General features: G+C 55.0%; 11 protein-coding genes. 6 read left to right on the top strand and 5 right to left on the bottom strand.

The features are described from left to right. Positions 1–149: 149 nt before the first annotated feature. The gene (pqqU, locus tag ABGB15_RS10285; RefSeq protein WP_215722117.1) at positions 150–2,264 is read left to right on the top strand and encodes a TonB-dependent receptor PqqU; all 2,115 of its coding nucleotides are present in this window, start codon (positions 150–152) and stop codon (positions 2,262–2,264) included. 131 nt (positions 2,265–2,395) lie between these two features. On the opposite strand, the gene ABGB15_RS10280 is transcribed toward pqqU, so the two are convergent. From ABGB15_RS10280 to ABGB15_RS10270, 3 genes are all read right to left on the bottom strand, one after another. Continuing rightward, on the bottom strand, positions 2,396–3,064 hold the full coding sequence (locus tag ABGB15_RS10280) for a GntR family transcriptional regulator (RefSeq protein WP_152081186.1): 669 nt from the start codon (positions 3,062–3,064) through the stop codon (positions 2,396–2,398). 254 nt (positions 3,065–3,318) lie between these two features. After that, the gene (locus ABGB15_RS10275) at positions 3,319–4,356 is read right to left on the bottom strand and encodes an NADP-dependent oxidoreductase (RefSeq protein ID WP_215722118.1); all 1,038 of its coding nucleotides are present in this window, start codon (positions 4,354–4,356) and stop codon (positions 3,319–3,321) included. A gap of 66 nt (positions 4,357–4,422) precedes the next feature. Further along, positions 4,423–4,998 carry an XRE family transcriptional regulator gene (locus ABGB15_RS10270; protein WP_215722119.1) on the bottom strand — a complete coding sequence of 192 codons (576 nt, stop codon included), beginning with the start codon at positions 4,996–4,998 and terminating at the stop codon, positions 4,423–4,425. Between the two features lie 150 nt (positions 4,999–5,148). On the opposite strand from ABGB15_RS10270, the gene ABGB15_RS10265 reads away from it, so the two are divergent. Both ABGB15_RS10265 and ABGB15_RS10260 read left to right on the top strand, forming a co-directional pair. Further along, positions 5,149–5,667, top strand: coding sequence for a GNAT family N-acetyltransferase (locus tag ABGB15_RS10265; protein ID WP_215722120.1), 519 nt, complete (start codon positions 5,149–5,151; stop codon positions 5,665–5,667). Further along, positions 5,664–6,113 (top strand): DMT family transporter, encoded by a 450-nt coding sequence (locus ABGB15_RS10260; protein WP_152081190.1) that lies wholly within the window; start codon positions 5,664–5,666, stop codon positions 6,111–6,113. Before ABGB15_RS10265 ends, ABGB15_RS10260 begins: the two co-directional genes overlap by 4 nt. A gap of 3 nt (positions 6,114–6,116) precedes the next feature. Here the strand turns inward: ABGB15_RS10260 and ABGB15_RS10255 are convergent, their stop codons facing one another. Together ABGB15_RS10255 and ABGB15_RS10250 are read right to left on the bottom strand one after the other, a co-directional pair. Then, positions 6,117–6,350 carry a YdcY family protein gene (locus ABGB15_RS10255; RefSeq protein WP_152081191.1) on the bottom strand — a complete coding sequence of 78 codons (234 nt, stop codon included), beginning with the start codon at positions 6,348–6,350 and terminating at the stop codon, positions 6,117–6,119. Positions 6,351–6,403: 53 nt separating this feature from the next. Continuing rightward, positions 6,404–8,002 carry an ABC transporter substrate-binding protein gene (locus ABGB15_RS10250; RefSeq protein WP_215722121.1) on the bottom strand — a complete coding sequence of 533 codons (1,599 nt, stop codon included), beginning with the start codon at positions 8,000–8,002 and terminating at the stop codon, positions 6,404–6,406. A gap of 282 nt (positions 8,003–8,284) precedes the next feature. Between ABGB15_RS10250 and ABGB15_RS10245 the strand changes: the two genes are divergently transcribed. The 3 genes from ABGB15_RS10245 to ABGB15_RS10235 are packed head-to-tail and all read left to right on the top strand — an operon-like array spanning position 8,285 to position 14,758. Then, positions 8,285–9,604: an SrfA family protein gene (locus ABGB15_RS10245; RefSeq protein ID WP_215722122.1), complete on the top strand. Its 1,320-nt coding sequence runs from the start codon at positions 8,285–8,287 to the stop codon at positions 9,602–9,604. Between the two features lie 4 nt (positions 9,605–9,608). After that, on the top strand, positions 9,609–12,590 hold the full coding sequence (locus tag ABGB15_RS10240; RefSeq protein WP_215722123.1) for a virulence factor SrfB: 2,982 nt from the start codon (positions 9,609–9,611) through the stop codon (positions 12,588–12,590). Next, positions 12,587–14,758: a virulence factor SrfC family protein gene (locus ABGB15_RS10235; protein WP_215722124.1), complete on the top strand. Its 2,172-nt coding sequence runs from the start codon at positions 12,587–12,589 to the stop codon at positions 14,756–14,758. Before ABGB15_RS10240 ends, ABGB15_RS10235 begins: the two co-directional genes overlap by 4 nt. Positions 14,759–14,771 lie beyond the last annotated feature (13 nt).

Here is a 14,771-nt window from a genome sequence, read left to right as displayed (position 1 = left end):
ATTAATCGCATGAATGTGGAGTTTTTCTTTCCCTGAACACCTTTCATTAACGCAATGTGCGGTTATAGTTTTCAAAAGATTTACAAAAGATTTAACATGTATGCACATGTTCCATTTGGTTCGTTTCTTTTCCTTAACCGGTTTACTTCATGAAAATCATTTCTGCCCATAAGGCAACTCTCCCGCTGTTGCTGGTTCCTGTCATTTTTGGCCCTCTGAGTGCGATGGCCGCAGAAGAACAGACCATGATCGTCAGCGCCACGCCGCAACCCGTCTCGGAGCTGGATACCCCCGCAGCGGTCAGCGTGGTGAATGGCGACGATATGCGTCAGGCTGCACCGCGTATTAACCTTTCTGAATCCCTCGGCAGCGTCCCTGGCCTGCAAATTCAGAACCGCCAGAACTATGCACAAGATCTGCAGCTCTCAATGCGCGGATTCGGTGCGCGCTCGACCTTTGGCGTGCGCGGCATCCGCATGTATGTGGACGGCATTCCGGCGACCATGCCGGACGGCCAGGGGCAGACGTCCAACATTGACCTCAGCAGCGTAGAGAGCGTTGAAGTGCTGCGCGGCCCCTTCTCTGCCCTCTACGGCAATGCATCAGGCGGCGTGATTAACATCAACACGCAGACCGGACAACAGCCGCCAACCCTTGAAGCCAGCAGCTACTATGGCAGCTACGGCACCTGGCGTTACGGTATGAAAGCGACCGGTGCAATGGGCGATGGCACACACGCGGGAGATGTGGATTACACCGTTTCCACCACCCGCTTCACCACCAAAGGCTACCGCGATCACAGTGGCGCACGTAAAAATCTTGCCAACGCGAAGCTGGGCGTTCGCATTGATGACGCCAGCAAGCTGACGCTGATCTTCAACAGCGTGGACATGAAAGCCAACGATCCGGGCGGGCTGGATTATCAGGAGTGGCGGGATAACCCGCGCCAGTCTCCGCGCGGCGATCAGTACAACACCCGCAAGACCATCAAGCAGACGCAGGCCGGACTGCGCTATGACCGACAGTTGAGCGAGCAAGACGATCTCAGCGTGATGATGTACGCCGGTGAGCGCGAAATGACGCAGTACCAGTCGATTCCTTATCAGCCGCAGCTGAAGCCGACCCACTCCGGCGGCGTGATTGATATGCAGCGCCACTATCAGGGCATTGATACCCGCTGGACACACCGTGGTGAGTTGCTGGTTCCTGTGACATTTACCACCGGTCTGAACTACGAAAACATGAGCGAAGATCGTCGCGGCTACGAGAACTTCGTGATGGACAACGGCGCACCCGATTATGGCGTCAAGGGCGACAAACGCCGTAACGAACGTAACCTGATGTGGAACGTCGATCCTTATCTGCAAACAAGCTGGCAGCTCACACAAAAACTGTCGGTGGATGCGGGCGTGCGTTACAGCTCGGTCTGGTTCGATTCCAACGATCATTACATAACGCCAGGTAATGGCGATGATAGTGGAGACGCGAGCTACCATAAATGGCTCCCGGCAGGCTCGGTGAAATATGCGGTCACTGACGGCTGGAATCTGTATGCTGCCGCAGGACGCGGTTTTGAAACGCCGACCATCAACGAACTCTCCTACCGTTCTGACAACCAGGGCGGACTGAACATTGGTCTTAAACCATCCACCAACAACACGTATGAAGTGGGCAGTAAAACCCGCATCGGTAATGGTCTGCTGACGGCGGCGCTGTTCCGCACTGATACTGACGATGAGATCGTCGTGGATGCCAGTTCCGGCGGCCGTACCAGCTACAAAAATGCCGGTAAAACGCGCCGCCAGGGCGTTGAAGTGTCTCTGGATCAGCAGTTTGCAGAGAACTGGAAGCTGAAAATGGCCTGGACTTACCTTGACGCCACCTACCGCACCAATGTGTGCAGCGATGCAGACTGTAACGGTAACCGGATGCCAGGTATTGCCCGCAACATGGGTTATGCCTCGTTTGGCTGGCAGCCTGAAGAAGGCTGGTATGCGGGAACTGACGTGCGCTACCTGAGCGATATCATGGCGGATGACGAGAACACGGCGAAAGCGCCCTCTTACACCGTCGTCGGCCTGAACAGCGGGTATAAGTTTAACTATGGCAACTGGGGCATGGATATCTTTGGTCGCGTCGATAACCTGTTTGACAAAGAGTATGTTGGCTCTGTCATCGTAAATGAATCCAACGGACGTTATTACGAACCGGCCCCTGGTCGTAACTACGGCGTTGGCGTGTCAGTGTCTTACCGCTTTGAGTGAGTTAAAAACCGGCTACGGAAGTGGCCGGTTTTTTTATGGTGAAAATAATAATTCCCCCCGGAAAAAATGCGCCGGGAATTAGCCACCAGATTATATTAAAAATATAAATACGCGCCTTGCTAAATAATTCCTTAACTAAAATATTGCCGTTGTAAAAGTAGATTCGCTTCATCAATGGCTTTATCTATCGCCTTTTGGCTGGCTGCCACATCCCTTCGCTCAAGCGCGGAGAGCAAATCCGCATAATGATAAGTCGCGGCGGGTACGTCTTTCAGCTCTTCATGCAGATAGTTAATGCACGGACCAATCCGCACCCACAGTTGTTCAATTAATGCACTGAGGGTGGGCATTTCAGCATATTGATAAAGCGTAAACCGAAACACACGGTTGGCGTGCAACGCTTTCTGTACATTTCCCTGACGCATGGCCTCATGGAAAATATCCGACAGTTCGCGCAGCGTCGCCAGTTTGCTCTCCGACATATGCTCGCAGGCCGCGGCGACGGCCATCGGTTCAAGCTGCTTTCTGATGGCATTGATCTCGTTATAGCGATCCAGTGTCACCTCAGGCACCAGGAAAGCCTGGGCCGGTGTGGCATGCAGAGCGCCAGCAGACACCAGACGTAAAAGCGCCTCCCGGACAGGTGTGATGCTGGTGCCTAATTTATCTGCAATCTCTTTGGTGATCAGCCGGGCCCCCGGTTTAAGCGAGCCCGTAATTAACGCGCCCTTCAAACTGATCTCCACTTGCATGGTGAGGCTGACCCTTTGAGCTTTTTCTAAATGATCCAAATCAAGCATGTTTAATTCCCGTAGCCAAAACAAAATGCTATTTACAGCGTCAGTTTAAAAAACGACGCCGGTTCGATATATCCTGTATCGTCATGCCTGGTGATGAGGAGTTCGCATAAAACGCAAATGCTGCACATTTTATTTTTCTTTTACTCTTCGGCCCATCTGTGCTGAGGGTGCGTAAAGTTTAGCTGATTTAATTAAAGACAATATATCGTATCTTCACAAATAATTATGGCGGAGAACCCGCCATATCCGTTTAATCAGTTATCTGTCGCGACGCGTATCACCACTTTGCCAAAATTTTTCCCTTCCAGCAGCCCGATGAGTGCCTGTGGCGCATTTTCCAGCCCATCCGTAACCTGCTCACGATAATGGATTTTGCCCTCCTGTACCCAACGGCCCATTTGCTCCTGAAACTCACTGATTCTGTGGCCGTAGTCCTGCCCGATAATAAAACCTTGCATCCGGATACGTTTCTTCAGGATTGTCGCCATCAACAGCGGTAAACGGTCCGGGCCATCCGGTAGCCCCGTCGCGTTGTAGCCACTGACCAGGCCACACACCGGCACGCGCGCGGAGGTGTTCAGTAACGGCAACACGGCATCAAACACTTTCCCGCCGACGTTTTCATAATACACATCAATACCTTGCGGACAGGCTTTCGCCAGCTGTTGTGCGAAATCAGCCGCATGGTGATCCAGACACTGGTCAAATCCCAGTACCTCAACCGCATGGCGGCATTTTTCTGCGCCACCGGCAACGCCAATGACCCGACAGCCTTTAATTTTGCCGATTTGCCCCACCGTTGCCCCAACCGGCCCGGTCGCCGCCGCGACAACCAGCGTCTCACCGGCTTTCGGTTGCCCGATATCCAGCAGCCCCATATAGGCCGTAAAGCCCGGCATCCCCAGAATGCCCAGCGACCACGAAGGGTGAGACGGATTTTCGCCCAGCTTCACCAGCCCTTTACCGTCAGACAGTTCGTATGTCTGCCAGCCGCTATAACCAAGCACCCATTCCCCCTCTTTATAATCAGGGTGACGTGATTTTTCGACACGGCTGACCGTCCCGCCCACCATCACCGCGTCAATCTCAACCGGCGGTGAGTAGGATGGCGCATCGCTCATTCGGCCACGCATGTACGGGTCCAGCGACAGCCACACCGTGCGTAACAGCACCTGTCCCTCTGCGGGCGCGGGGATCGGCTGTTCTTCAAAGCGGAAATTTTCTGCCACTGGTGCACCCTGTGGGCGTGAGGCCAGCACCCAGCGACGATTTTGCGCTACAGATTGACTCATAGATCGCTCCTTACTTGTGCAAATGTCATTAGAGACTAGTCCTTGATCCGGCAGGCCGCTTTATCATTACGAGCCAGACTGGTTAAGCCGCACGACCAGATACACGCACGATTCATTCGTTTCATTAATAAAACGGCAGTCATTCGGCGGCCCCAGCTCCAGACAATCTCCGGCCTTCATTTCATGGCGGGTATCCCCTTCCTGAAACACCAGTTCACCGGACTGCAGCCAGATCAGCTGACGCGCAAGCGCGTAAGACGAGGCGGGCATCGGCACATCGCTACGTGGCGGAAGCTCTACCTGCACAAGGTCAATCGGGAGATCGGTACGCGGCGATACATGGCGACGCAGGTAGTGCGTCTGTGGATCGCGCCAGACGGGCTGGTTAGCCAGGCGCAGCAGTTTGCCCTCCTGCATTTCTGCCCGCGCAATCAACGTAGACATGCTGATACCAAAAGCACCGGATAAACGTGCGAGCAGCGTCGCCGTCGGGCTGCTGTCTCCACGTTCAATTTTATGGATCATGGCGCGTGAAACCCCCGCCCGATCGGCAAGTTCGCTTAATGACCACCCGCGCGACTCGCGCTCAAGGCGAATTCGCGCACTAATCCGTTGATTCATATTGTCTGTCATAGTGTTCATGACGTCATACTATAGTGTATGAACGGCATTTCAATGGCGTTTTCATAACAAAAAAATATGGATTATGCCGTAGCAGAGTAATTCCAATACTCTGTAATATAGTGTCAGTTTCGTAACACTATAGTGAACAACATATTCAGGGGATCAGTCATGATTGTTCGTCATGCCAGCAAAGAAGATTGCGCCGCTATCGGTGAAATATACAACCACGCGGTATTACATACTGCGGCGATCTGGAACGATAAAACCGTCGATACCGATAACCGCATCGCATGGTTTGAAGCACGCACACTGATGGGCTACCCGGTGCTGATCAGCGAAGAGGACGGCGTGGTGACGGGTTACGCCTCCTTTGGCGACTGGCGCGCCTTTGATGGTTTTCGCCATACGGTGGAACATTCGGTCTACGTTCACCCGGATCACCAGGGCAAAGGCATTGGCCGCCTGCTGATGAACGCGTTGATCGTCGAAGCCCGTAAGATCGGGAAACATGTCATGGTGGCCGGGATCGAGGCGCAAAACCATGCATCGATTCATCTGCACGAGACTCTGGGCTTCGTCATCACCGGCCAAATGCCGCAGGTGGGAACCAAGTTTGGCCGCTGGCTGGATTTAACCTTTATGCAGCTGCAGCTTGATGAGCGCAGCGATCCGGACGCTATTTCATGAATCAGTCATTAACGCTGGCTTTTCTGGTCGCCGCAGGTATTGGCCTGGTCGTGCAAAACACACTGATGGTGCGTATCACCCAGTCCTCTTCGACCATTCTTATCGCCATGCTCCTGAATTCGCTGGTTGGTATTGTCCTGTTTGTCAGCATACTGCTGATTAAACAGGGTACTGCGGGAGTCAGCGAACTGGTCTCGACGGTACGCTGGTGGACGTTGATCCCCGGCCTGTTGGGGTCGTTTTTCGTTTTTGCCAGTATTAGCGGTTATCAGAATGTAGGAGCGGCAACGACAATTGCCGTACTGGTGGCAAGCCAGCTAATTGGCGGGCTGGTGATAGACGTGTTGAAAAGCAACGGCATCCCCCTGCGCGCGCTGGTTGGGCCGGTGTGCGGCGCAGTGATGCTGGTGGTGGGTGCCTGGCTGGTCGCAAGACGCCAGTTTTAAGGCCTAAAGGATGGTGCCGCCCTTCGTCAAATGCTCGTGGCGCGCTTCCATCTCCTCTTTATGCTGTTTGCCGTGATGCGAAATCGCGGTACGCAGACGCTGCTGCTGTGTGTAGCGATCTTCCCGGCTCAGCTCGCTATCATCACTCAGTTCAATCAGCAGTTCGTTCATGTGGGCGATCACGCTCTCTTCAATGGCGGCATCCACACGGCCGATAACCTCGTTTAAATGTGACATTGTCACTCCTTTTCAACTGCCCGGTGGCACTGCGCTTACCGGGCATTAAATGCTTAGTTCAGCTTCGCTTTTGAGAAATCACTGCCCATCAGGCTTACGCTATAGCCCGTCACGTTGCTGCGGGTGGCGTAAAACGTTTTGCCATTTGCCAGCGCAATCCACGGTGCTTGCTGGTAGAAAATCTCCTGCGCCTGGCTGTACAGCTTCGCACGGTCAGCCGGGTTGCTGGTCAGTTTAGCTTTTTGCACCAGCTCATCATAACCCTTATCGCACCAGCGCGCGGCATTTGAGCCAGTTTTGATGCTGTTGCAGCCCAGCAGCACATCGGCAAAGTTATCCGGGTCACCATTGTCAGACATCCAGCCAAACAGCGCCGAGTCATGCTCGCCTTTACGCATACCAGAGAGGTATTCGCCCCACTCGTAAGAGACAATCTTCGCCTTCACGCCCACTTTCGCCCAGTCGCTCTGGATCATCTCCGCGATACGACGTGAGTTCGGGTTATACGGACGCTGCACCGGCATCGACCACAACGTCACTTCCGCGCCGTTTTCCAGCCCGGCCTGTTTCAGCAGCGCTTTGGCTTTTTCAGGATCGTAGCTGTAATCCTTCAGCGCTTTGTTGAAACCGAGCATATTAGGCGGAATCGGTGATTTCGCCACCGTACCGGAGCCCATAAAGACCGCATTTACGATGGCTTTTTTATCCGTGGCATAGTTCAATGCCTGGCGCACCAGCACGTTATCAAACGGTTTTTTCTCGGTGTTAAACGCCAGATACCCCACGTTCAGGGCATCGACAGAGTGCAGCGTCAGGTCTTTGTTGTTCTTAATCACATCAAACTGCACCGGCGACGGCGCAGGAATGATCTGGCATTCGTTGGTCTGCAGCTTCGCCAGCCGGGTTTCCACATTCGGCGTAATGGAGAAGATCAGGTGTTTGGTCGGCACTGCGCCATCCCAGTAGTTTGGGTTAGCGACGTAGCGGATCAGTGAGTCCACTTTATACTGCTGCAGCACATACGGGCCCGTACCGATCGGCCAGGTATCGACGTTTTCTGGCGTGCCCTTTTTCAGCATTGCATCTGCGTATTCCGCTGAAAGAATTGACGCAAAGTCCATGCCCCAGTCAGCCAGGAACGCCGCATTAGGTTCGCTCAGGGTGAACTGGACATGATAATCATCGACCTTTTTAACATCCTGAATCAGCTTATCTAGCCCCACGTCGTTAAAGTATTCGTAATTACCCTGCGAGACATTGTGATACGGGTGCTTAGGGTCTTTCTGACGCATGACGGAAAAAATCACATCGTCGGCATTAAAATCACGGGTCGGCTTGAAGTATTTATTGCTGTTGAACTTCACGCCTTTACGCAGCGTGAAAGTATAGGTCTTGCCGTCTGGTGAAATCGTCCATGATTCCGCCAGCGATGGAACCGGCGTATTTTTCACCGGGTCAAAATTGATCAGGCGGTTATAAAGCACCTGAGAGCTGGCGACAAAAGACGGGCCGGAGCTGGCAATTTGTGGGTTAAACGACTCGGGTGAAGCCTCCGAGCAGTAAATAATGGTGTCAGTATTTGCCGCCCATGCAGCACCTGCCGGTATAAGAGCGCTCAGCGCGAGGGCGAGCAGCGTTTTCCCTGTAGACATGGTTATAACCCTTTCGGTTTTATTATTGTGGACAGTAATAACAGCACAGCCGCTATAGCCTGGCAAATAACGAAACACTATCAGGTTATTCTAATCCCGTTTTTTTCGCTGGTTTTATCACCCGTGCCCGAACGTTGATTTGCCTTAAGTGCCATTATTCGTCAAGCCCAAACGTCAGGATCAATGCCGCAAGAAATCGGTCCTTTTGGCGTCTCTTCCGCCGTTTGCTTGCTTTCCGGTTTCGTTAAAGTAATGGCGTGAAGAAGTCTATGGGATCAAATCGTGGCAAAAACACTTTTACGCAGCGGTAATCTGGATGATTTTCAGGCCGTTGGCGGCGGCGGACAAGCCGTGTTTGAATCAGCGTTGCAAATCCGTGAAGCGCTCCGGTTACGCAAACAGCAGGCGATCGTCGATTGTCTGGCCATTCCTCAGGTTAACGACGGCGGCGATCGCGTCGACTGGTATTCTCCCGTCGACGGGCAGGTCGTAAGCTGGAAAACCGCCGATGAAGACGCCCGGTTTCGTGCCCTGCGCTATCTGGAAAATACCGTCGCCAGCGTTGAGTCGCTGAGTAAAAAGTGTCTCCAGTCACCTAAAACCGCGCAGCAGCTGTTTGGTTCCCTGCTTTCAAAAGCATTTCAGTTCCCGAATGAGAACTTCCTGTTTCTGATTGAGGGCAAACCCGTGATTTGCTTCTGGGGGTTTGTGAACCTCAATGCGAATGCACGTGACGACGTACTCGACTGCCTGCGCGAATCACTCATCCCAGAGCCTGTTGTTATTGACGATCCCGAACCAGAACCGGAACCGACGCCAGTTATCACCTTTGAACAGGCCGATGAACCGCTGATTACGCCCGTGACCACAGTACACATCACCGAGGATGACCTCTATGCGCCAGAGCCTGCTCCGGTCATTGTTGAGCCTGTGGCAGAAGCGCCAGCACCTGTGGTTATAAGTAAGAAACGTCGCGTGCCGCTGTGGTCACTGCCTGCCGTCGCAGTGATCGTCGCCGCCATTGCCACACCCCTGCTGTGGCCAAAACCGGCACCCTCCGCCGGGTCTGCTCCCGCGCCGGTTGTCATTGCCCCTGCACCGGTCAAAACGGTGGAAAAACTGGTGATGAATCTGCCATTGCATCAGGCCGAAGTTCTGGAGCCAAAAGTAAAAGAGCCCGCGCCTGCTCCAGCAACGGTGGTGATTGCTGCGATCCCGAAAGATGCCATGGTGATGGAAGCAAACCAGGTAAAAGCCGGTTCAACCCGTTTCCTTAACGGAACCTGGCGCGCCATCCTTGACGTGAAAGATCCGGTGACCGGCAAGCCGCCGTCACTGCGTTATCAGATCCAGAATAACAAGGGCACTGCCCGCGTGGTTCACGGTGACAATATCATCTGCCGCGTCGATGTATTCTCCGGGCTGCACAGCAACGGTGAGTTGATGATTAAAAGCCGCGGTAATGCACGCTGCACGGACGGTTCACGTTATCCGATGCCGGAGATCTCCTGCAAAGCAGGCACCAGCGATGTGTCGGAATGTAGCGCACGTTATGATGCCAAAACCGTTGTTCCTTTGACGTTTAAGAAAGCAGGTGCCTGACCTTATGCTGGTAAATCTTTGCGACTACAAACAGAGCGTCACGCTTATTGCCAACAGCGGCGTGCAGTTCCTTGATTTTGGCCTGACGCCGCAGGATACCGCCAGCAACGGGCGTTTCGTGCGTAAAACTGCCAATGGCCCGCTGCTGCGTCTGGATTTCGATCTGATCAATGGCCGTTACACGCTCCCCGCAACGGGAGGCGGTCAGCCGGAAGTGGTGAAGCCGGAAAGCACAATTCCGCTGCACCAGTCCCTGACGGTGCTGGACGGTGTCTGGCTTCCGATCCCGTTCCTGCGCTTTAATCCGCCGCGCACCTTTGTTGATGGCCCGGATAACTGGGCACGCGTTCAGGTGCGTAAACTGGACGCGCCTGACACAGCGGGCAATACGCACCGCGTCACCCTCGCGCTCGACAGCCAGATTGCGGAGCATGCAACCTCTGCGCTGTCGCCAGTCGAAAACGATATTCTGAACGGAACACGCTTTGCGCTCGCCTGGCGCGATGACGAAGTGGAAAACTTCCTGGACCAGACGTGGATTGACGGCTGGTTGCGCGAGGCTTTTACCCAGTTTGCAACGGGCGTTGAAAACCGTTCCGAACGCGATCTCCATCAGGCTATGCGCAGTTTTGAGTACCAGGCGCACTGGCTCAACCTGCTGTCCATGCTCGGTGAGCAACTCACCGTGCCTGAAGTGAAATTTGTCACCCACACGCTCAGCACGCCTGCTATTCCGGTCGACCTGATCCTCGACGTGGGTAACACCCATACCTGCGGCGTGATTATTGAAGATCATGGTGATGCGAACGATGGGTTGCGCCAGACTGCCGAGCTGCAGGTGCGCTCCTTAAGCGAGCCACAGTTCCTGAATGAGCCTCTCTTCACCAGCCGCCTGGAGTTCTCGGAAGCGCGTTTTGGCAAGCAGCACTTCTCGGTTGAAAGCGGCCGCGAAGATGCTTTTGTCTGGCCCTCTATCGTCCGTGTGGGCGATGAGGCGCGTAAACTGGCAATGCAGCGTCTCGGGACCGAAGGCAACAGTGGGATCTCCAGCCCCCGGCGCTACCTGTGGGATGAAACTCCGGTGGTGCAGGACTGGCGTTTCAGCCAGATGAACAGCAAAACCCAGCGTGAACCGCTGGCGACAGCCTTCCCGCTCATGAATCTGATGAATGATGACGGTGAGCCGCTCTTTACCTTGCCTCAGGACGAGCGCCTGCCAGTCTTTTCGCCGCAGTACAGCCGAAGCACCCTGATGACACACATGTTGTGTGAACTGCTGGCGCAGGCACTGGGGCAGATCAACAGCGTTGCCACGCGCTTGCGTCTGGGCTTCCCGGCGTCTCCGCGCCAGTTACGCACACTCATTCTCACCCTGCCTTCAGCCATGCCGAAACAGGAACGTGAGATCTTCCGCCGTCGCATGTTTGAAGCCATTGCTATTGTCTGGAAAGCGATGGGCTGGCACCCGCAGGATGAAGATTTCTCCAGCCGCAAGCAGCAGGAAAAAAGCGTGGTGCCGGTTCCTGAGATTCAGATGGAGTGGGACGAAGCCAGCTGCGGCCAACTGGTGTGGCTGTACAACGAAGCCATTTCCCATTTTGGCGGTCAGACGGAAGCCTTCTTCGCCTCCCTCGCCCGCCCGGACCGTGAGCCAGAAACGGGGGTTCAGCCAGGGCGCTCGCTGCGCGTTGCCTCTATCGACATCGGCGGTGGTACAACGGATATGGCGATTACGCATTATCAACTGGACGATGGCTCCGGTAATAACGTCAAAATCACGCCACAGCTCCTGTTCCGCGAAGGGTTTAAAGTGGCTGGCGACGATACCCTGCTGGACGTGATCCAGCGTTACGTACTGCCTGCGCTACAAACTCAGCTGCAGAAATCAGGGATTGCGGACGCCTCCCTGCTGATGGCATCGCTGTTTGGTGACTCCGGGCGCATTGATACCCAGGCCGTTTTGCGTCAGCAGACGGCGCTTCAGCTCTTTATGCCGATCGGTCATGCGATCCTGGCGGCGTGGGAATCCAGCGACATTGACGATCCGCTGGCTGGCCTCCACGCCACATTTGGCGATCTCCTTACGCAAAAACCGACGCGCAATGTGATGAATTATCTCCAGCAGGCGATTGATCACGCCTTGCCTGCCGGTTCAGAAAACTTCGATCTGTTTGCCGTACCGCTGCATGTCAATTTCCGTGAGATGCAGGATGCAATGCTGGCAGGTCAGTTCACGCTGGCCTCACCGCTTCACGCGGTGTGCGAAGCCATTTCACATTACAGCTGCGATATTTTGCTGATCACCGGCCGTCCGGGTTGTCTGCCGGGTGTCCAGGCCCTGATTCGTCATCTGCAGCCTGTTCCGGTCAATCGCATCGTCTGGCTGGATAAATATCAGGTTCATGAATGGTATCCGTTCAGTCAGCAGGGACGCATCGGCAATCCAAAATCCACCGCGGCGGTGGGGGCGATGCTGTGCAGCCTGGCACTCGATTTGCGCCTCCCACGCTTTAACTTTAAAGCGGCCGATATCGGCGCGTACTCAACGGTGCGTTATCTGGGTGTGCTGGATAACACCATTAATACCCTGCGTGAGGAGAACGTCTGGTATCAGGATATTGATCTTGATAAACCCGGCGCAAAACTGGATGCCCGCCTGCATTTCCCGCTGCGCGGAAACGTCACGCTCGGCTTCCGTCAGCTGGCAAATGCCCGTTGGCCCGCAACGCCGCTGTATACCCTCAGCATCAACTCCGCCGAGCTGGCAAAAGCCATTGCGGGCGATGGCGTGCTGAATGTGCGCCTGAAACTGTGTGGTGGAAATAAACAGGAAGGCCCGGAATCCTTTGAACTGAGCGATGCCTGGCTGCAGGATGGTACGCCAGTTCCACCCGACGCCCTGACCTTTAAACTGAATACACTGGCCGATCGCCGTCATAGCGGTAGCCATTACTGGATCGACAGCGGGAGCGTATACCTGAAATGACTGCGACGACGGCCACCACTCAGGCTTTAATCGGGTGGATTAACGAGACGCGCCTGCACGCCCCGATGCTGGATAACGAAGCCGATGCCCTGCTGGCGAGGCTGAATGCAGCACAGGCACGTGAGCAGGCTATTGACCGCGCCCTTGCAGGCCCTGGCAGTATTGGTCTGTACGGCCATTCTCAGGCGGCGAAAGCGCACCTGCTCTCTTCACTGTGCGGCAGTGGAAATGGCCGCCTCAACGTCACACCAGGTCAACGCACGTTCGACTATTTTTCGCATATTAACCCCGGACACGCGCTAACCAACATGGCTGTTCGCTTCTCCGGAGAGCGCCAGGACATTATCGATGAGGCGTTTCCGCTGCGTCTGAGCCTGGTGACAGAAGCCGAACTGGTGCAACTGTTTATTACGCGCACGACCCTGCATCCGCAAATCCGCCCGGTGGAAAAATCGGTTATCGAAACCCGGCTTGAAAAATGGCGTGCGTTGCGCCAGCCGCAGGGTGTGCCGGGGATCACCGCACAGGACGTGGGTGCAATCGCGCGTTTCTGGCAAAGCACCGTACCGGGCGCGAAACAGCAAATTGATGATGCGCTGTGGCATCAGTTTGCGTTGCTGGTTCCGTCGCTTGATCTCAGCACCCGTGCCAGCGTCTGGTCACTGCTGTGGGGTGAGCAGCAGGAGCTAACCCAGCAGTGGCTTAAGCTCGCACACGTTCTGCATCAGACCAGCCACGCGAGCGCGATCGCTGCACCACTCAGCCTGCTGGTGGATAACTTTGGCCTGCCGGGTGAAGGGTTCCTCACGCACGGTGCATTGACGTCTCCTGAAACACAGGAAACCCTGCTCCATCCGTTGAACAACGGCGAGATGCTTAACGCGATCAGCATACCGCTCGACGTACTGGCATTTCTGACCCGAGAACTGGTGCTGCCGGTTGAGAATTGCGTACTGGATAACGTCGATATTATTGATATCCCCGCGTTGAACGATAAAAACGCTCCGCTGCTGACCCAGGCCAAATGTTTATGGTTGCCTGAACATTATCGTCAGCAGCTCCAGCCGGATGTTCTGGTGATCTGTAACGCCACCGCGCAGCACGAGCAAACGGCAAAAACCGCGAAAGTGCTTCTGAACTGGGTTAAAGAGACACAGCCTGCCGAAGAATCTGCCCTGCCGGGGCTGGTCTGGGCTATTACGCCACACGATGCGCGGTTTACCACGAAACAGAATCTCGACGAAGCCGTACAGCAACTTCTGGGAAAACCGGGCCAGCGCTGGGGCACTCTGCAGGCACTGGACAGCCATAGCATGCAGCGCGTGATCGAATGGTTGTCGCAGGCCACGCTGCCCGCACAACGCCAGAAGCGCCTTCACGCGTTGCGAACGCTCCTGGCACATGAGGTGTCGGCGTTGATGCATACATATCTGGCACCGATCGCTCAGGCTGCGGGAGCCAGACGTTCTCAGGCCGAAAAGATGGTGCGAATGCTTCAGGGAAGCGCTGCACGTCACGGTGAGTTGCTTGAAGGGTTGCTGCCCCCGTTAAAAGCGTTTGAAGCGCTTCTGGCGGTACAGCAACCTCGCGAGGAGCAGGTCAACGGGCTGTTTACCGATGTGATCGACCTGTTCGCGGAAAATGCGCCGGAGAGTACCGCCGCATTCCAGACCAAAGACAAAGCCCGTCTCGCGCACAAAGTGTGGATCAACCACCTGCGCCAGTGGAGCCGCAGCGATGCCGCCAGCCGCTTGGGTCTGGAGCCCGCGGTGTTACAGCAAATCACCGATGTCCTGATTGTGACCAGTTACCGCCTGAACCTTCCTCAACAGTTGCAACATATTGTCGAGACGGATAAAAGCAGCGCAGCACAACTCCATGCCGTGTTGGGTAATTTCGTTGGCTGGCTCGGTTATGAACGCACACCTGTTGCTGAACGCCCGGCAAGCCGCGTGCGTAAAGGCCAGCCGATTTTTGTCACGCCCGTGGTCAATAGCGCCACACCGCGCCTGACGCGCCTGGGTGAGCAGCCTGTCCATGCGGCAACGGTCTATGTTTATGACTGGCTGGTGGCTCTCTACAGCCGGGCAATCGAGAACATAGATTACCAGCACCCGCACGACGTGCAGCCTGCCGCCCGCAAAGCCCTTCATGATATTTTGAGTTAAGACATTTCAGCCC

The organism is Enterobacter sp. MALB-1, from assembly GCF_041021625.1.
Taxonomy (GTDB): domain Bacteria; phylum Pseudomonadota; class Gammaproteobacteria; order Enterobacterales; family Enterobacteriaceae; genus Enterobacter; species Enterobacter oligotrophicus.
This window is presented reverse-complemented; position numbering and strand designations above follow the sequence as displayed.